At 54.5% G+C, this 16,638-nt stretch carries 15 protein-coding genes; 8 read left to right on the top strand and 7 right to left on the bottom strand.

Translation table 11 applies throughout. The features are described 5' to 3' along the window. The first annotated feature begins 6 nt into the window (after nucleotides 1-6). Nucleotides 7-1,374 carry a RagB/SusD family nutrient uptake outer membrane protein gene (locus OLM56_RS13435; protein ID WP_264527320.1) on the top strand — a complete coding sequence of 456 codons (1,368 nt, stop codon included), beginning with the start codon at nucleotides 7-9 and terminating at the stop codon, nucleotides 1,372-1,374. After that, the gene (locus OLM56_RS13430) at nucleotides 1,361-3,937 is read left to right on the top strand and encodes an alpha/beta hydrolase family protein (protein ID WP_264527319.1); all 2,577 of its coding nucleotides are present in this window, start codon (nucleotides 1,361-1,363) and stop codon (nucleotides 3,935-3,937) included. The genes OLM56_RS13435 and OLM56_RS13430 overlap by 14 nt, the downstream gene beginning before the upstream one ends. A 29-nt stretch (nucleotides 3,938-3,966) precedes the next feature. Here the strand turns inward: OLM56_RS13430 and OLM56_RS13425 are convergent, their stop codons facing one another. From OLM56_RS13425 to mobA, 7 genes are all read right to left on the bottom strand, one after another. Further along, nucleotides 3,967-4,242 (bottom strand): DUF6520 family protein, encoded by a 276-nt coding sequence (locus tag OLM56_RS13425; protein WP_264527318.1) that lies wholly within the window; start codon nucleotides 4,240-4,242, stop codon nucleotides 3,967-3,969. A gap of 57 nt (nucleotides 4,243-4,299) precedes the next feature. Then, a complete protein-coding gene (locus OLM56_RS13420; RefSeq protein WP_264527317.1) occupies nucleotides 4,300-5,817 on the bottom strand; it encodes a MauE/DoxX family redox-associated membrane protein in 1,518 nt (505 codons plus the stop codon). 92 nt (nucleotides 5,818-5,909) lie between these two features. Further along, on the bottom strand, nucleotides 5,910-6,812 hold the full coding sequence (locus OLM56_RS13415; RefSeq protein WP_264527316.1) for a helix-turn-helix transcriptional regulator: 903 nt from the start codon (nucleotides 6,810-6,812) through the stop codon (nucleotides 5,910-5,912). Nucleotides 6,813-6,823: 11 nt separating this feature from the next. After that, nucleotides 6,824-7,195 (bottom strand): hypothetical protein, encoded by a 372-nt coding sequence (locus tag OLM56_RS13410; protein WP_264527315.1) that lies wholly within the window; start codon nucleotides 7,193-7,195, stop codon nucleotides 6,824-6,826. An 84-nt stretch (nucleotides 7,196-7,279) separates the two neighbouring features. After that, the gene (mobC, locus tag OLM56_RS13405; protein WP_264527314.1) at nucleotides 7,280-9,280 is read right to left on the bottom strand and encodes a conjugal transfer protein MobC; all 2,001 of its coding nucleotides are present in this window, start codon (nucleotides 9,278-9,280) and stop codon (nucleotides 7,280-7,282) included. Between the two features lie 18 nt (nucleotides 9,281-9,298). Next, nucleotides 9,299-10,546 carry a relaxase/mobilization nuclease domain-containing protein gene (locus OLM56_RS13400; protein ID WP_264527313.1) on the bottom strand — a complete coding sequence of 416 codons (1,248 nt, stop codon included), beginning with the start codon at nucleotides 10,544-10,546 and terminating at the stop codon, nucleotides 9,299-9,301. Then, nucleotides 10,543-10,977 (bottom strand): conjugal transfer protein MobA, encoded by a 435-nt coding sequence (gene mobA, locus OLM56_RS13395; protein WP_264527312.1) that lies wholly within the window; start codon nucleotides 10,975-10,977, stop codon nucleotides 10,543-10,545. The genes OLM56_RS13400 and mobA overlap by 4 nt, the downstream gene beginning before the upstream one ends. 555 nt (nucleotides 10,978-11,532) lie before the next feature. Between mobA and OLM56_RS13390 the strand changes: the two genes are divergently transcribed. The 6 genes from OLM56_RS13390 to OLM56_RS13365 all read left to right on the top strand — a co-directional run bounded on the left by OLM56_RS13390 (nucleotide 11,533) and on the right by OLM56_RS13365 (nucleotide 16,622). Beyond that, nucleotides 11,533-12,300 (top strand): ParA family protein, encoded by a 768-nt coding sequence (locus OLM56_RS13390; protein WP_264527311.1) that lies wholly within the window; start codon nucleotides 11,533-11,535, stop codon nucleotides 12,298-12,300. After that, entirely contained in the window at nucleotides 12,297-12,683 is a 387-nt protein-coding gene (locus OLM56_RS13385; protein ID WP_264527310.1) for a DUF3408 domain-containing protein, read from the top strand. The genes OLM56_RS13390 and OLM56_RS13385 overlap by 4 nt, the downstream gene beginning before the upstream one ends. Beyond that, complete coding sequence (locus OLM56_RS13380; RefSeq protein ID WP_264527309.1) at nucleotides 12,680-13,282, top strand: hypothetical protein; 603 nt, start codon at nucleotides 12,680-12,682, stop codon at nucleotides 13,280-13,282. The genes OLM56_RS13385 and OLM56_RS13380 overlap by 4 nt, the downstream gene beginning before the upstream one ends. A gap of 232 nt (nucleotides 13,283-13,514) precedes the next feature. Further along, nucleotides 13,515-13,781: a DUF4134 domain-containing protein gene (locus OLM56_RS13375; protein WP_264529020.1), complete on the top strand. Its 267-nt coding sequence runs from the start codon at nucleotides 13,515-13,517 to the stop codon at nucleotides 13,779-13,781. A 10-nt stretch (nucleotides 13,782-13,791) separates the two neighbouring features. Then, the gene (locus OLM56_RS13370; RefSeq protein ID WP_264527308.1) at nucleotides 13,792-14,121 is read left to right on the top strand and encodes a DUF4133 domain-containing protein; all 330 of its coding nucleotides are present in this window, start codon (nucleotides 13,792-13,794) and stop codon (nucleotides 14,119-14,121) included. Next, nucleotides 14,118-16,622: a TraG family conjugative transposon ATPase gene (locus OLM56_RS13365; RefSeq protein WP_264527307.1), complete on the top strand. Its 2,505-nt coding sequence runs from the start codon at nucleotides 14,118-14,120 to the stop codon at nucleotides 16,620-16,622. The genes OLM56_RS13370 and OLM56_RS13365 overlap by 4 nt, the downstream gene beginning before the upstream one ends. Nucleotides 16,623-16,638: the final 16 nt, after the last annotated feature.

Here is a 16,638-nt window from a genome sequence, read left to right as displayed (position 1 = left end):
ACTACTATGAAAAAGCTAATTTACATTCTGCTGACGGTACTTCTTATCTCCTGCGATGAGTTTACGGAGGTAGATCTTCCCAACAGCCAGCTGACTGCCCCGGCCGTATTCGAAAATGAGGCGACCGCCGCCGCGGCAATGACTGAAATCTATACCAAGATGCGCGAAAGCGGCGTACTGTCGGGTACCCTTACGGGCACTTCCCACCAGCTGGGCCTGTATGCCGACGAGCTGGAGTTCCACGGCGGCCCCGGAAGCCTCTCCTTCAGCTTTGCGCAGAATGCCCTGCAGCCGGCCGGAACTGAGATACAGGAACTGTGGAACAGCAGCTATACGCAGATCTATGGTGCCAATGCCATTATCGATGGCCTTTCCCGATCGACAACCATCAGCACTGAAAAGAAGAATCACCTCACCGGCGAAGCCCTTCTGGTCAGGGGGCTTCTGCATTTCTACCTGGCCTGCCTGTTTGGTGACGTGCCTTATATATCAACTACGGATTACCAGTCCAACAGGGCAGTGTCACGGTCGAGCTATGACACGGTACTTGACAAGGCGGCAGGGGACATGGCCGATGCCGCAGCGCTGCTGCCCGTGGGATATGCCGCTATCGATCGGACCCGTCCCAACCAATTTGCTGCCCTTGCCTTCCTGTCACGGATCAGGCTATATCAGGGAGACTGGGCAGGCGCAACTGCTGCGGCCAGCGAAGTTATCGCCCAGACGGGAACCTATACATGGATAACGGACCTGGAGCAGGCGTACCTGAAGGAAGCCCCGTCAACGATCTGGCAGTTTGCTCCTGGCATGCAAGGCAACAACACGCTGGAAGCGACCACGTTCAGCTTCCAGTCCGGGCCGCCGCCACTGTCTGCCCTTTCTTCTGATTTTATGGCAAGCTTCGAGCAGGATGACCTGCGAAAAGCCAACTGGACCAAGGTGGTGATATCGGGAGCTGAATCGTGGTCGCATATCTATAAGTACAAGCAGGCCGAAAATACAGGGACTTCTGTCGAGTATTCGATCATCATTGCCCTGCCGGAACTCTACCTGATCAGGGCAGAAGCACAAATGAGGCTGGGCAATTCCGATGCGGCCCTGGAAGATGTTAACCGTATCCGCTTAAGGGCAGGCCTTCCCATAATCGCGGCAGCTTCACAGGATGAACTGCTTACTGCCATAATGCGGGAGCGCAGGATCGAACTGGCCTGCGAATTCGGGCATCGCTTCTTTGACCTGAAACGCCTTGGATGGCTCGATGCTGTCCTTGGTCCAGGCAAGCCAGGCTGGAGCTCCACCGACAGGCTCCTGCCACTGCCGGAACGCGAAATCATACTCAATCCCAAACTAGCACCCCAGAATGATGGATACTAAAAAATACAGGAAGCGTGCGGGACTTTGCAGCATCGCCTTCTATCTGCTTATCGCTTTGCTGCTGCCAGCAGGCAAGGCGGTAGGGCAGGTTAAAAAAGAACTCAGGCAGCCCGATTACAAGAGGTGGAGCTTCCTCATTTCCGACAACTTATCGGCAAAAGGCAATTGGGCAAGCTATCGGGTGAAAAATCCCTCAGGAGATACGCTCTTTGCCAGAAACATCCAATCGGGAAAGCAATTTGTGATAAGCGCCGGAAATGAGGGCAGGTTTTACAAAGAGGAGTACTTCGCAGGCATAAAGGGTGACACACTAGTAGTGATACACCTAAAATCAGGGCAGACAAGGAAGCATCCCGATTGCCAGTTCTTCGATTTCAACCGCCGCAGCGGGCAGCTTTTCACGTTTTCAAAATACAAGGATTCCGGCCATACTCTACAGGTATTCTCTCCAGAGGGAGCGGTTCAGATGACCTTAGAGGGTATCACTTCATGGAAATGGAACAGCGACCAGTCAAAGGTGGCGGTCGCTTACAGAAGAGGCAACGGCCACGCCGTTGCAGTAATTGACGGGACGCAAGGAAATGTAACACCTGCTATGACTGCCGACAAGCCATTTTCGGGCCTGGCATGGGGAGGCGACTTCGTATCATTTATCAGGGAAGACAATGGTTCAGGCAGGATATACCTGTTTGACAGCGAAAAGAAGATATTGAAGGAATGCGGCGCAATGGGAGGGAAAGGTATTCCGGAGGGCATGAAGCTGCTGGGCGACTTCGATTTCACCGTGGTCTCGAACGATGGGAAGAGGGTCTTTTTCGCTGTTTCCGAGCCGCCATCGACGGCGCCGGAATCGCTTGTCCAGGTATGGAGGGCAGACGACAAGCAGCTCTATCCCCGAAAGCAGATGTACGGCGATGTATACCTGCAGCACAAATTCGGGCTGTGGCAGGTAGAGAGTGATAAGGTATTAATGCTTAGCGACCGCCAATATCCTCTAGCCAGCGGTTCTGCTAGCGGCAGCCATGCGCTGCTGTGGGACCCGATGCAGTATGAGCCACAGACCGACTATGACGGGCCGTACGACATGTACCTTATGGATCTTGCTACAGCAGCCAGGACCAAGATTATCAGCAATCAGGAAGGCAACAGCTCGGGATTTTATCTTGATCCGCACGGCGACTACCTCTATTATGCAAAGGACTACCACTGGTGGGCCTATGACATACGGCGGCAGCTGCACCGCAACCTGACGCAGGCACTCAATGTCGAATTTGACAACAGGCAGTATGACCGCGCGGGCAAAAGGCCGATGTATGGCGCGGCCGGCTTTGCAGCAGGCGGTGCGAGCCTCATAGTATACGACCAGTATGATTGTTGGGAACTCTTTCCCGATGGAAGCAAGGCCAGGAAATTGACCGGTGGAAGGGCAGACCATACCACCTACAGGCTGGCGGAAACGGAACCCGGACACAGTCGCAGGATGCACGGCTATGAAAACCTGCTGGGCGTTTACGATACCGGTGCACCCTTGGTATTTATAGCCGCAAGCCGGACCGGAAAATTTGAAGGGTATTACTCAAGGACCGGAATAGGACAGATGCAGCTGCTGTACAAGGCAGACCAGCAGCTGGAAAGCCTGGTAAAGGCCTCTGGCGCCGATGTATTTACTTTCGCGGCCCAGAGGTACGACCTGCCACCGCAGCTGCTCAGCGTGAAACCGGGACGCAAGGCATCCCTTGTCTACCAGAGCAATAAACAGCAGCACGAGTACCACTGGGGCAGGTCCGAAATTGTCCATTACCAGGTTGGCGGCAAGAAGCTCACAGGCGTGCTCATATTTCCTGCTGACTTTCAAAAAGACAAGAACTATCCGATGATCGTCAGCATCTATGAGAAGCAGAGCTATCTTCTCAACGCCTATGTGAATCCTTCGGCCTATAACATGACGGGATTCAATCCCGCCAACCTCTCAGCCAAGGGATATTTTATCCTGCTGCCTGACATTGCCTACCGCATGAGGGAGATGGGGGACTCGGCCACGGATTGTGTCCTGGCTGCAGTTGATTCGGTCATCAAGGATTATCCGGTTGATCCCAAACGTCTTGGCCTTACGGGGCATTCCTTCGGGGGTTATGAAACGGATTATATCATAACACAGACAGGGCGTTTCAAGGCCGCCTTATCGGGAGCTGCCCTGACGGACCTTGTGAGCAGCTATCTCTATGTCGGGGGGAACCACGGAAGGCCTGATTTCTGGCGTTTTGAACACCAGCAGCAGCGCATGGAAAAGTCACTCTTTGAAGGATTAAGCCACTACCTTGACAATTCGCCCATACTGAAAGCGGACAGGGTATCCACTCCGTTATTGTCATGGACAGGGGAGAATGACCGCCATGTGAATTACATGCAAAGCGTTGAATTCTATCTGGCACTGCGCAGGATGGGAAAGGAACACACCCTGCTGGTGTATCCCGGCGAGGAGCACGTCATACTGGACAGGGAGAAACAGAAAGACCTGACCAGCCGTTTCGAGGCATGGTTTGACAAATATCTTATGCCATAAAAAAAGGCCGCCCTCTTGGCGGCCTATCTTTAATTGTTTACACTGTGGAAGAGCAGGGTAGGACAATTGTTCGGAGCGATCAGCTGGTAGAGATTTTCTCCTGCAGTTGATTTGCAGACGAAGTTTGGCACCTGGTCGCACATCTTGATGCGCTCACAAGGCTGTGGCGAACCGACGATTTTGCGATAGCCCCACACGGAAGCCTGTTCTGCAGTGTCTGCATTTGCACTTGTACCGAATGCACTTAACACGCCTGTCATCAGGATAAGCGCCGGTAAAACGATTTTCATAAATGAAGTTTTCATAATTAAAATTGATTAAATTGGGCCTACTCTTTTTACGGGTTTTCAGCCATACGCCCGCTATTGGCCAATAGGTCTTTCGCCTTCCGATGAAGGCTTGTAATATTTTGTTACCGCAGTCCCCAGCCTGTAGTGCACAATGTGGCTGCCAATCAAGGCATACAGCTGGCCGGACTCCACCGTAAAATTTCTCATCCTTTTTCCATCCTGATCATCGATATAGAAACTTGTCAGATACTTCTGGTCTTCAAAGTCGTATACGTCAATTATGCTGGCCCTTTTCCACATGGCGCTGCTTTCATATCTGCCAGGAATACCGCTGCTGACAAATAGCAGGTTGCCACTTATGGCAGCAGTCCTGTTGACAACAAGGGGAGCTTTCTCCAGTTTTTTCTCTCCACGGGATTTGAGGTGGGCAACTGCAAGATCGGGCTTGGAGATCGTGTCGATGGTTGTTCCGCGGCGTATGGCCTGCAGGCGGGCATCCGCAATCACGTATTGATTCCTGTAAGCATAGATATATACGATCTTGTCCCTCTCTTTACTGTACAGCAAAGTCCCATCGGTGTCGAAAAGACCGTCAGACTGTTTCTCCAGTAAGGAGGGGAAAAGGCTGGTCCTGGAAACTTCGCTGGTATTGAGTAAGCCCATGGTGCTTTCGCCGGTTACTGCGGCCTGCGTGCGCAATACCATGCGGTTGGAAGCGACCGGTTGTGCAAGGGAAAAGAATCGATCTCCGGCATTAAGGCGCTTCATGCCCTGCCCACTGATTCCGCTCCTAAAGACAGCCGGAACCATCCCATCGTAGGCATAGATATGGGAAGATGTTACCTTCAGGGACACCGCACGATAGGGCAGTGTCGTATCAGGCAGTTTCAGCTGTATGATGGACTTTGTCGTCAGATTACTGTTTATTGCTGTCAATAGCAGCTGGGAGGTATTATTGCCAAGATAGAGATCCTTGCCATCATAACCCGCGATGTAATAGGAGGAGAGCCCAAGATCCATCTTGCCCACTTTCCGGGCAGTAGTGGCAGAAAGTATCCTGATAAATTTATTGTTATAGTGCGTTATCTGGCTTGCCTTGTAGATAAGAGCTGCCATAAACAGGGCTGAAAGCAATAGTGTGAACACTAGCAGGAAGAATTTTCTTTTTGCGGCCATTGTCGAAGGGAAAAGTATTATTGCCGCTATCCCGGCAAACAGGAAGGCCAGATTGAAGAAGAGATGTTCATCCCAGTTCATTTTTTCCAGGACTCCGCCGCAGGAGCAGGGAATAAAGGTGCTGTGGTTCAGGATCCAGTAGATGTACAAAGAGAACATTGCCATAATGGAGGTGGCCAGGTAAAGGCCCGGCAATTTGTAAGCTGGATGCAGTAATATCAGCACAATTAAAAATTCAATTGCAATTATGGACAAGGCCAGTGGCTGCGCAAAGGAACTAAGCAACGGAGACTGCCCGATCTGCACTTCAAAATTCTCAAAATCCAGCAGCTTGCTTACCGCCGCATAGACGAAAAGGAGTATATACAGGTAACAGACGATCTCGATAAATATTCTCTTTGCAGCTGGTCTCATAAGGCGGGTTTGGGTTGTTTTGCATTGTAAAGTTCCAAAACATCAAAAGCCAGCAAATACTAAATCGGGAATGTGGTGACCTAAAAAGGTAGTCATTGGCCGAACCTGCGTCTTGGGATCTCTCCCGGACCGCAGCCAAACTTGATCTTGAAGGCGCGAGCAAAGTTGCTGTAGGTGGTGAAACCTACGGTATAGGCAATATCCTTGAGGGCCTTCTTGCTGTAACGGATCAGCAGGAAAGCTTTCTTGAGTCGCTGCTCGTTGTAGAGCTGGTAGATCGAGGTCCTGAAATAATGCTGGAAGCCGCTCTTGAGCTTGAACTCGTTGGTGGAGAACATCCTGGCCAGGGCTCTTATTTTGGGAAAGGGTCCTTCCTGGTGGGTAAGCACAAAGTCGTATACCTTTTGCATGAGCTCGGCATCATCGCTCTCGGTGCCCCTTGCAGCAATAGCTACGGACTCCTGCCCAGGACTTTCTGCAGCTGGCGGTTCCGGTACGATAAAGCCAATCAGCAAATTATCCGATGGTGCCAAACGGGATACCGCGCAGAGCGGGGTGAAGACAAGGTCTAGGGGAATAGAAAATTCGATGGGAATAAGCAAATGGTCAAGATGCCCGGCAGTAAGCTCCGCAAAGGCCTGTTCCCAGCGGGATAGGTCACGCGTCTCAATGAGCTTCTCAACGGGCAGGCCAACAAGGTCGTTGCGGACTAGCAGGGCAGGAAGGGCAGCAGTATGCCCAGTGATGTTTCCCTGCCGGTCCAGCAGGAGGGCTTCCTGGATTATATAGCTGTAGGTTTTATGGGGGTTGACGTATCCTTTATGCAACAGGGCATCCTTGCCGTGCTCTGCCATCAGGTTCAGCAGGGTAAGGAGTACTTCCAGCAAATCGTCCTCCTGGGACCTGTCCGCGCGGAAGCTGTAATTTCCTGCCGCCAGTTCCAGGAGCATCTGGCATGCAGCGTGAAGCCTTCTGATGTTTTTTTCTTGATGCATGGCCTTGCAGGTTAAGTACGATGTTTCAGGAACTCCAGTCCCTGGTGCAGATGGCTAAAGACTGCCGAAGGTATGGCCGGAAGGCTTCTCTTCAGGAAATATTTAACCAGATATTCCAGATGCCTTTTTTCATGTGTAATGAAAGCGATGGCACTGATCAGCACCATGCCTTCCCTTGCAAAGAACTCGAGCGCATCGGAATCGGCATCGAGGATTCCGGTAAGTTCGCATAGGGCGGGAAGCGGCCTTTCACCCTGCACCATAAGCCGGTCCGCAACGATGCTGCGCGCATCGGCTAGAGTGATGCGGACGCCCGAGCGGCATACCATATGAAGCACGCCGCCTTCGATGCTGTAGGATACAAATGAATTCTCGTAGTGCATGGTTCAATTAAAATACCACGAAGTTAGTCTATACAGGATGGCCATTATTAACCTAATTATGCGAATAATTGACCTTTTCAGGCATCAGTCCTTGCGGGCCAGGTGCTGCAGGTCCGGGTCCTCCTGTATCCTTTGCAGCTCGCTTGTGATGATGCCCTCGATATCGGACTTGACCTTCCGGTAGTTGGCAGTGATCTGGCTGTCCATTGTATCCTTTCCCTGGCTGTCGGTAAAGGAAAGGATCTCGGGGATCTTTTTATAGCCTGCCGCCTCCCTGGCCACCCTTTCATTGTCGACAACAATTTCCGAATGGAAGATCTTCTGCTCGATGCGCTCGTCGAAATTGTCGGATACCGCCCCCACGAAGAAGCCCTGGGTGAGGGTAGCGATCTTGGAAGCCGGTATCAGGCTGTCCAGCTGTGTGGAAATCGAGGTGGACCTGTCGTTGCGGTTGATGGAAATGCTCTGGCGGCGCTGGAGCACCTTGCCGAAGCGCTCAGACAGGCTCTTGGCGGTCTCGCCGACCACCTGCCCGCTGAAGATGTTGCCCACGGTATTCTGGATCACCTTGCTTTCCTTGTCGCCGTAGTCCCTTGTCAGCTGCGAATAGTCCTGGAAGCCCAGGCAGACGGCCACCTTGTTGCTCCTTGCCGTGGCGATCAGGTTGTCCAGCCCCCGGAAGTAGATCGTGGGCAGCTCGTCGATGATCACGGAACTCTTGAGCTGGCCCTTCTTGTTGATGAGCTTCACGATCCTGGAATTATAGAGGCCGAGCGCCGCCGAGTAGATGTTCTGGCGGTCGGGATTGTTGCCCACGCAGAGGATTTTGGGCTCTTTCGGATTGTTGATGTCCAGTGAGAAGTCGTCCCCGGTCATCACCCAGTACAGCTGCGGGGAAATCATCCTGGAGAGCGGTATCTTGGCCGAGGCGATCTGGCCCTGCAGCTGGTCCTGCGCGCCGCCCTGCCAGGCATCCATGAACGGGGAGAGATAGTTCTCCAGGTCGGGATAGGAGGTTAGTATGGTGAAGACGTCGGCATAGCGCTTGTTGAGCAGTTCTATGGCATGCGGAAAGGTGCAGTAGCGCCCGCCCTGGTAGAGCTTCAGGAACCATATGATGGCCGCCAGCAGTATGATGGGCGATTCGACGAAGAAATCCCCCTGCTTCTGGATCCAGCTGCGGTTCAGGTTCAGCATGATGGTGTAGGCCGATTCGTAGGCGTCGGAGATGTCGGTCATGAAGGCCGGATTGATGGGATTGCAGCGGTGGCTGCGCGCCGGGTTGTCAAAATTGATGACATAGAATTTCGGTGGCACGGGATACTTGTCGGTGTGCCTGAGCAGGTGGTTGTAGGCGATGGTGGAGAGGTCGTCAAACTTAAAATCGTAGATGTACATGGAAAATCCCTTCTCGATGTGCTGCCTGATGTAGTTGTTGACAATCGCGTAGGACTTTCCCGATCCGGGAGTTCCCAGCACGATCGTGGCCCTGAAGGGATTCACGACATTGATCCAGCCCCTGTTCCACCTGCCCCTGTAGTAGAAGCGGGTGGGGAGGTTGACCGAGTACTCGTTCTGCATCAGTTCAGTTTCCTGCTGAAAGCTCTCGTTCTCGTTGTTGAACACGTCCTGCATCAGGTTGCCCTTCAGGAGGCGCGTTGTCCATATCCCGGCCACCATCAGGGCCAGGTAGCCACAGGCGCTGGCAAGGATGTAGTAGGGCGCAAGATCCGCCGAATGTCCTTCGGCAAAGTAGGTCCCGCCCACAAAAAGCAGCAGGCCTGAAAACAAGACGCCATGGATGCGGGGCCAGGTCATCTTTTCGTCCTTCACGCCCCTTGTACCCAGGCAGCTGAGCGCCAGAAGCAGCAGGGAAAACAGCTTGGTATACAGCGGATGGGAAAACAGCCCTGCGGTCCGGTTGAAATTCACCAGCACCTGGCCGGCAATATCGTGCGTCCATCCCATACGGTCAAAGAGCCCGTAGCAGTACCAGTAAAAATGCATGAGCAGTAGCAACAGGCTCACTGCCCTCATAAAAGCCATGATCTTGGCCAGTCCCCTCAGATCGTCTTCTCCCTGCATATCATTATCGTTAATGGGTTACTTTCCTTTTTTCTTCTTTCTTTTCATCCTTCTGCCAAAAGCAATCTCCTCGTAATCCTCCGGCTGAGTTCCCGGCAGCAGTCCCGAAAAGATCAGACCTGCGGCCGCTAATGCATCCAACGGCCCATCGTACCTGATGCCATCTGCATTGATCCTCTGCGTGTCCTCTGATAGCTCCTGCCGAACTGGTGCTTCCTCTGACGTGCGCTCGTGCCACAACGCATGGAAGGCATTTGCTGAGAGTTCCCTGCCCAGCTGCGAGCCGTTCCATACCGTCCTGGTGTTGTGGTCCACAAAGGTGATCCCGTAGGTGCGTCCTTGGTCGTTATCCAGCACCACGGTACTGATGCCTTCGTTGGCCGTCGCCCTGCAGAAAGCTACCCGCTGAGGGTTGGCATGCATCAGCGGCAATATCAGCTCCTTTAGGCCTTTGCGTATTGAAGGATCTGCCATGGTCTCCTTGGAACGGGCAAAGTGTTCCTGCAGGCGGGCTATCCCCGCTTCCCTACCAAAAAGCGAGGCCTTGAAGGGGATGCCGGTCCTGATGCCATCCTCGAGCGCGAAATAGGTCAGTCCCTGGCGCGGCCGCCCGTAGCTCTCGCTGTTGACGATCTCGGCCCTGACGTTGAACAGCGAGAGCAGTGCGTTGTAGGTCCCGATGCCCTGAAAGCGGTAGTGGCGGGGCAGATGCCGCACCACCGCTGCAATCTGCGCCTTGACATTTCCCCTGCCGTAATGGACGGGCTCGAGGCCGGGAAGAGTCTCGGCAGTGCTCCGTTCAAGGGTTGGACTGAGACCGTACAGGGCTTCGAGCTTCCTGCAGGCTTTCATGGACCTCCGCTTTTCATAGGAATCGGAGATCTTGGTGCCATCGCGGGCCACGCAGGTCGATACGATGTGTATGTGGGTGCGTTCGGTATCGGTATGCTTGAATACTGCATAGGGCTGGGATCCATAGCCCATTTCCTGCATGTAGGCCTCGGCAAGCCGGACATAGAGCCCGTCGCTCACCCCGTCTTTGGGATCGGGATTCAGCGATATGTGCACGGCAGGATTCTCGGTGCGCCTGTTGGCGGACAGGTAGGGGTCAAAGGCGGAGCGCAGCTCGCCCAGGCTGTACTTCCCTGTGGGATTCTCGGCCATCCTGTGCAGGCACAGGATGGTGCCGTTTTCCCTGGCGACCTTGTCCATGTTGTACTTGAGCGCCCCGGCAATGCTGGTGCCATGCCCGATCTTGGCAATCATGGTTCATTGCGCTTTTCCAGGTATTCCTTTTTGAAGGATTCCGTGAGTGCGATCACCTCGGTGCAGCACCGGGCCAATTGCGCGGTCTGCTGCTCCAGCTTGTAGAGGTAGGCAGCCGCCTTCTTCTGCGAGAAGTTCCTGTAGAGTATCTTCACGACCTGGTTGTAGTTGGTACCGACGGCGCGGAACTGGCCAAAGAGCGAGGTGAGCCGTACATGGAAGTCATTGGCCTCGGCATCGATCCTCACGGTCCTGATCTCCCTTGAGAACAGTATGTGGGTGATGTAGCGTGCCCGGCTATCCAGGCCCGAGGCCTCAAAGCCCCTGAGGAACCTTTCATTGTCCGTGTCGTCGAGACGGAACACGTAGCGGTGCGTACGGGGGTGCAGCTTTGGCCTGCGTCCGCCCTTAGGCGATTTCTTATTTTCCATACCATTCCTTTTTTAAAAACCCCGACTCTGGAGGGCGTTTTTCGGCCCCCTGCAAGGGCAAGTCGTTTTCCGGCACCAACGGAGTTTGGAGTGCCTGAAAACACAACTTGCTCTGTTCTGCCGAACAGAAAATCCGCCCTGCGGGACGGATTGGGGCAAACGGGGTAAAGCTGTCCGGCAGCTTTGTCCATTCCCTTGATTTTTTCCATGCAAAGTTAGAGCGGGGTGATGGCCATCGGATCAGGTGCCTCCAGGCCAAAGGGTGCCATCGGGTTCCAAAAAGGGACCTCCCCAGCGCTGTGTGTAGGTATCCGCCTTCCTTTGTCCCTGAATTAGGCATCACCTGGTCAGGGGCACAGTCAAGCATGCAGCGGCGTAGCTACGCCCGTACGTACGATTGGCACTACGCATGCAGCTGTCGCCGTAATGCGCTGCGGACTACGTGCAGTACGTAAGGAAGGCTATACATGGCCAGTGCGGTACTGCAGTCCCTGCCGCTGTATGGGAAGGCGTATGTCTGCAACACAATCTGCAACTACGTAAAACTTTATAATTATGGATACCGAGAGAAAAACACAATTTGTCGCCTTTTCCACCCAGAAGGGTGGCGTGGGCAAGAGCACGTTCACCACCCTGGTGGCGAGCCTGCTGCATTACAGGATGGGCTACAACGTTGCGGTTTTTGACTGCGACTTCCCCCAATACAGCCTGGTGCAGCTCCGGGAGCGCGACCTGAAACAGGTAATGGAGAACCAGCACCTGAAAAGGCTGGCCCACCAGCAGTTTACCACAATTGGCAAGAAGGCCTATCCGGTTGTGCAGTGCATGGCGGATTCTTTCCAGGAAACGGCTGACAGCTATCTGGCGGGATACGGAGAGCCATTGGACGTGGTACTGGTGGACCTTCCCGGCACGGTCAACAGTTTTGGTGTCATTACCCTGTTGGCGGGGGTGGACCACATCTTTTCACCCATCACCGCGGACAGGTTCGTACTGGAAAGCACCCTGAGCTTTACCGAGGTGCTCCACAAAATTCTCATCAAGGAGGGAAGGGGCACGCTGAAGAGCATAAGCCTGTTCTGGAACCAGGTCGATGGCCGCGAAAAGTCTGGGCTTTATGATACCTACGAAGGGATAATTTCGGGAATGGGTCTCCGGCTGATGAACACCTTTATTACCGACAGCAAGCGCTTCCGCAAGGAGGGCATGGCCGTGGGCAGGAGCGTGTTCCGCTCCACGCTGCTTCCGGCCGATGAGAAGCTGGCCAGGGAGTGCCACCTTACGGAGTTTATGGAGGAATTCCTGAAAATAACGGGACTATGAGTACCGACAGCAACAAGGAAAAGGGGATGATCGATGAAAGGGAGCTGATGCAGATGATGGCCGGAGACCGTCCCGCGGATCCGCGTCCCTCCAGTGCCGGAGGCAGGAAAAGGGAAGCGGCACCAGAGCCCCCTGCTCCTGTACAGGGCAGGGGCGACTACCTGGAGCTGTTCTTCTCGGATGCTGCATCCAATGCACGCAGCGGCAAGTCGGTCTACATAAGGCCCGAATTCCACGAAAGGCTCACGCGTATCGTACAGGTGATCGGCGAAGACAAGATATCGATCTATGCCTACCTTGACAATGTACTGGCACTGCATTTCAGGGAGTTTGGCCAGCAGATCATCGAGAGCTTCAATGACAAATACAAGCCAATATTATGAAGGTGGAATATTTGATCCTGCTTGCCTTGCTGGGGGTTATCGCCCTGCTGCTGCAGGACAGGTTCCGCAAGGAAAGGGACAACAGCGAAGAGGAAAAGGAAAGACAGGACTATCCTGATGTGATGGGAAAGCCACGGTCTGAAGGACAGCCGGTGCAAATACAGGACAGCCGCGGACAGGATGGCGGTCAAGGCCATGCCATTGATAATTTTACAACAGAAAGCCACAACAGCGATCCCATAGATACATACGAATCACCTGAAGTGGCAAGGGGCGTGCTGCCCGATCTTGAAGAGGAGGAAGAGGAATTGATGGGATACGGGCTCGGGGGCGTCGGAGACGGTTTTGCCATGGGGGTTACCTTTGAGGAACTGAGCGCTGCGGGGACCGCGATTTCCGGACAGGATCCGGAGGCATCCCTATCGCATGTGAAAGCTACGGTTCAAAAAATTGATGGGACCGATCTCCTGACGCTGCTCGAGAGCGCTCTGGGAGACTCTGCACGGAAGCTTGCCATACTTCTGGACAGGACAGCTCCCGGACCTGCTGATCTGCAGGATGATGCGCACCGTGATTTCGATATCGGGGATTTCGTGTAGTGGCGATCGGAAAGCCAGGCCTTGTGCCTGGCTTTTTTTTATGCGCGGTCCGCACTGTTGCCAGGCCCGACCATTCCCCTTTCTGGCCAAGCGGTGCCAACTGCTTCCAAGGACTGCAATGCGTCGAACTGCCGATACTAGCCACAATACATTTGCGCATAATTCTGCACGATGCAGGCAAAGACGACTTTTTATGAGAAAAAATTTAGACAGGACGACCGCTGCGGCACTTATGCTGCTGGCGGCGTTCCAGGCATCTGCGCAGGGCGACGGTGCCGCAGGCATTTCCGAGGCCACCCAGATGGTGACCTCCTATTTTGATCCGGCCACCCAGCTCATCTACGCCATAGGTGCCGTGGTGGGGCTTATCGGCGGGGTCAAGGTGTACAACAAATTCAGCAGCGGTGATCCCGACACCAGCAAGACGGCCGCCTCCTGGTTCGGGGCCTGCATCTTCCTAATCGTGGCAGCTACCATACTTCGTTCCTTCTTCCTGTAATCCCATAGCCATGAAGAAATATACGATCAACAGGGGCATCGGAAGGACGGTGGAATTCAGGGGACTCAAGGCGCAGTACCTCTTCCTGTTCGCCGGAGGGCTGCTGGGCATCCTGATCCTGGTCATGGTGCTCTACCTGTCAGGATGCAATTCCTACGTGTGCCTGGCCGTAGGTGCGGGCGGTGGCGTCCTCGTGGTCTGGCAGACCGCTGCCATGAACAGGAAATACGGCGAGCACGGCCTGATGAAGAAGCGGGCGAGGGCCACGCACCCGCGGTATATCATATGCAGGCGGGCCGCCTCAAAAAGCATCATAACAACCAAAAGGAAAGAACCATGAGAAACACTTCAAGGGCGGCCACGCTCGAGTCCAGGCTTCCGCTGCTGGCAGTGGAAGGCAACTGCATCCTTTCCAAGGATGCCGACATCACGGCCTGCTTTGCCGTGCAATTGCCGGAGCTCTTCACGGTAGGCTCCCCGGAATACGAGGCGCTGCATTCTGCCTGGCACAAGGCCATAAAGACCCTGCCGGACCATACGATCGTGCACAAGCAGGACTGGTTCCTCAAGGAAGGCTACAGGCCCGATCTGGCCGGGGAAGGGATGACCTTCCTGGGAAGGTCCTACCAGAGGCATTTCAACGAGAGGCCCTTCCTGGACCATTACTGCTACCTGTTCCTTACCAGGACCACCAGGGAGCGCATGAGGATGAAAAGCAACTTCTCGACGCTCTGCAGGGGCACGCTGGTACCTAGGGAAGCCAGGGATAGGGAAGCCAATACGAGGTTCCTGGAAGCGGTGGCGCAGTTCGAGCGGATCCTGAACGATTCCGGCATCATCACCCTTGCACGGCTGGGAGAGGAGGAGATTGTGGGAGATGCCGACAGGACAGGGATACTTCAGGAATACCTGGCCCTGGACAAGGGCGGTACTGCCATACTGGAGGATATTGGACTGGGCCCTGAGGAGGTAAGGGTAGGAAACAAGAGGCTCTGCGTGCACACGCTCTCGGATCCCGATGAACTGCCGGGAAATGCCTCGGCCCAGAGCCGCTACGAGAAGCTGTCCACGGACCGCTCGGACTGCATGCTTTCCTTCGCCGCCCCGGTGGGGCTGCTGCTGGGCTGCAACCACATTTACAACCAGTACATCTTCCTGGACAACAGCGAGGACAACCTCAGGCAGTTCGAGAAGTCGGCCAGGACCATGCATTCCCTGGGCCGCTACAGCCGCAGCAACCAGATCAACAAGGAATGGATCGAGCGCTACCTCAATGAGGCCCATTCCTACGGATGGCCCTCGGTCAGGGCGCATTTCAACGTGATGGCCTGGTCCGAGGATCCGGCGGAGCTCAAGCAGATCCGCAACGATACAGGAAGCGCCCTCTCCCTGATGGAATGCAGGCCAAGGCACAACACTGTGGATGCCGCGACCCTTTACTGGGCCGGGATGCCCGGGAACGCGGGCGACTTTCCGGCCGAGGAGAGCTTCTACACCTTCATCGAGCCGGCCCTGTGCTTCTTCACCCAGGAGACCAACTATCGCAGCTCGCCCTCGCCGTTCGGCATCAAGATGGCCGACCGGCTGAGCGGCAGCCCGATCCACCTGGACATATCCGACCTTCCGATGAAGCGCGGGGTGATCACCAACCGCAACAAGTTCATACTCGGGCCTTCCGGGTCGGGCAAGTCCTTCTTCACCAACCATATGGTGCGCCAATATTACGAACAAGGGTCACATGTGCTGCTGGTGGATACCGGTAACAGCTACCAGGGGCTCTGCGAGCTGGTCCGAAGCAGGACCATTGGGGAGGACGGGGTATACTTCACCTATACCGAGGAAAACCCGATCGCCTTCAATCCCTTCTACACCGAGGACGGCGTCTACGACATCGAGAAGCGCGAGAGCATCAAGACCCTGATCCTTACCCTGTGGAAGCGCGACAACGAGCCGCCCACCAGGGCCGAGGAGGTGGCGCTGTCCAATGCGGTCAGCGGCTATATCGAGAAGATCCGCACCGATGCTGGTGACGCCAGTTTCAATGGCTTCTACGAGTACGTCGGTGGTGATTACAGCAGGCTGCTGCAAGAAAAGAAGGTCAGGGAAAAGGACTTCGACCTGGCCAATTTCCTCAATGTGCTGGAGCCCTACTACAGGGGCGGTGAATACGACTACCTGCTGAACTCGGACAGACAGCTGGACCTGCTCACCAAGCGCTTCATCGTCTTTGAGATCGACGCCATCAAGGAGCACAAGATACTCTTCCCAGTAGTGACGATCATCATCATGGAGGTATTCATCAACAAGATGCGAAGGCTCAAGGGCGTGCGCAAGCTGATCCTCATCGAGGAGGCCTGGAAGGCTATAGCAAAGGAGGGTATGGCCGAGTACATAAAGTATCTCTTCAAGACCGTCCGTAAATTTTTCGGCGAGGCGATCGTGGTCACCCAGGAGGTGGACGACATCATCCAGTCGCCGATTGTCAAGGAGAGCATCATCAACAATTCCGACTGCAAAATCCTTTTGGACCAGCGCAAGTACATGAACAAGTTCGACGACATCCAGGCCATGCTGGGCCTGACCGACAAGGAAAAGGCCCAGGTGCTCTCCATCAACATGAACAATGATCCCTCGCGCCTGTACAAGGAAGTGTGGATCGGCCTGGGCGGCACGCAGTCCGCGGTGTACGCCACCGAGGTCAGCCTCGAGGAATACCTGGCCTATACCACCGAGGAGACCGAAAAGATGGAGGTGCTGGCCTTAGCGGCCGAACTGGGCGGGAACGTAGAGCTCGCCATAAAAAGGATAGCGGCAAGGCGCCGCGAAGCAACTATTGCGTAACATTTTAAAACCACAG

Source organism: Flavobacterium sp. N2550, from assembly GCF_025947265.1.
Taxonomy (GTDB): Bacteria; Bacteroidota; Bacteroidia; order Flavobacteriales; family Flavobacteriaceae; genus Flavobacterium; species Flavobacterium endophyticum.
The sequence above is the reverse complement of the archived record's forward strand: the minus strand, read 5'-3'. Positions and strand labels throughout refer to the sequence as shown.

What these genes read in the sequence shown, in the direction of transcription:
- OLM56_RS13435 (WP_264527320.1), top strand. Translation starts at nt 7, where the DNA reads ATGAAAAAGCTAATTTACATTCTGCTGACGGTACTTCTTATCTCCTGC.
- OLM56_RS13430 (WP_264527319.1), top strand. Translation starts at nt 1,361, where the DNA reads ATGATGGATACTAAAAAATACAGGAAGCGTGCGGGACTTTGCAGCATC.
- OLM56_RS13425 (WP_264527318.1), bottom strand. Translation starts at nt 4,242, where the DNA reads ATGAAAACTTCATTTATGAAAATCGTTTTACCGGCGCTTATCCTGATG.
- OLM56_RS13420 (WP_264527317.1), bottom strand. Translation starts at nt 5,817, where the DNA reads ATGAGACCAGCTGCAAAGAGAATATTTATCGAGATCGTCTGTTACCTG.
- OLM56_RS13415 (WP_264527316.1), bottom strand. Translation starts at nt 6,812, where the DNA reads ATGCATCAAGAAAAAAACATCAGAAGGCTTCACGCTGCATGCCAGATG.
- OLM56_RS13410 (WP_264527315.1), bottom strand. Translation starts at nt 7,195, where the DNA reads ATGCACTACGAGAATTCATTTGTATCCTACAGCATCGAAGGCGGCGTG.
- mobC (WP_264527314.1), bottom strand. Translation starts at nt 9,280, where the DNA reads ATGCAGGGAGAAGACGATCTGAGGGGACTGGCCAAGATCATGGCTTTT.
- OLM56_RS13400 (WP_264527313.1), bottom strand. Translation starts at nt 10,546, where the DNA reads ATGATTGCCAAGATCGGGCATGGCACCAGCATTGCCGGGGCGCTCAAG.
- mobA (WP_264527312.1), bottom strand. Translation starts at nt 10,977, where the DNA reads ATGGAAAATAAGAAATCGCCTAAGGGCGGACGCAGGCCAAAGCTGCAC.
- OLM56_RS13390 (WP_264527311.1), top strand. Translation starts at nt 11,533, where the DNA reads ATGGATACCGAGAGAAAAACACAATTTGTCGCCTTTTCCACCCAGAAG.
- OLM56_RS13385 (WP_264527310.1), top strand. Translation starts at nt 12,297, where the DNA reads ATGAGTACCGACAGCAACAAGGAAAAGGGGATGATCGATGAAAGGGAG.
- OLM56_RS13380 (WP_264527309.1), top strand. Translation starts at nt 12,680, where the DNA reads ATGAAGGTGGAATATTTGATCCTGCTTGCCTTGCTGGGGGTTATCGCC.
- OLM56_RS13375 (WP_264529020.1), top strand. Translation starts at nt 13,515, where the DNA reads ATGCTGCTGGCGGCGTTCCAGGCATCTGCGCAGGGCGACGGTGCCGCA.
- OLM56_RS13370 (WP_264527308.1), top strand. Translation starts at nt 13,792, where the DNA reads ATGAAGAAATATACGATCAACAGGGGCATCGGAAGGACGGTGGAATTC.
- OLM56_RS13365 (WP_264527307.1), top strand. Translation starts at nt 14,118, where the DNA reads ATGAGAAACACTTCAAGGGCGGCCACGCTCGAGTCCAGGCTTCCGCTG.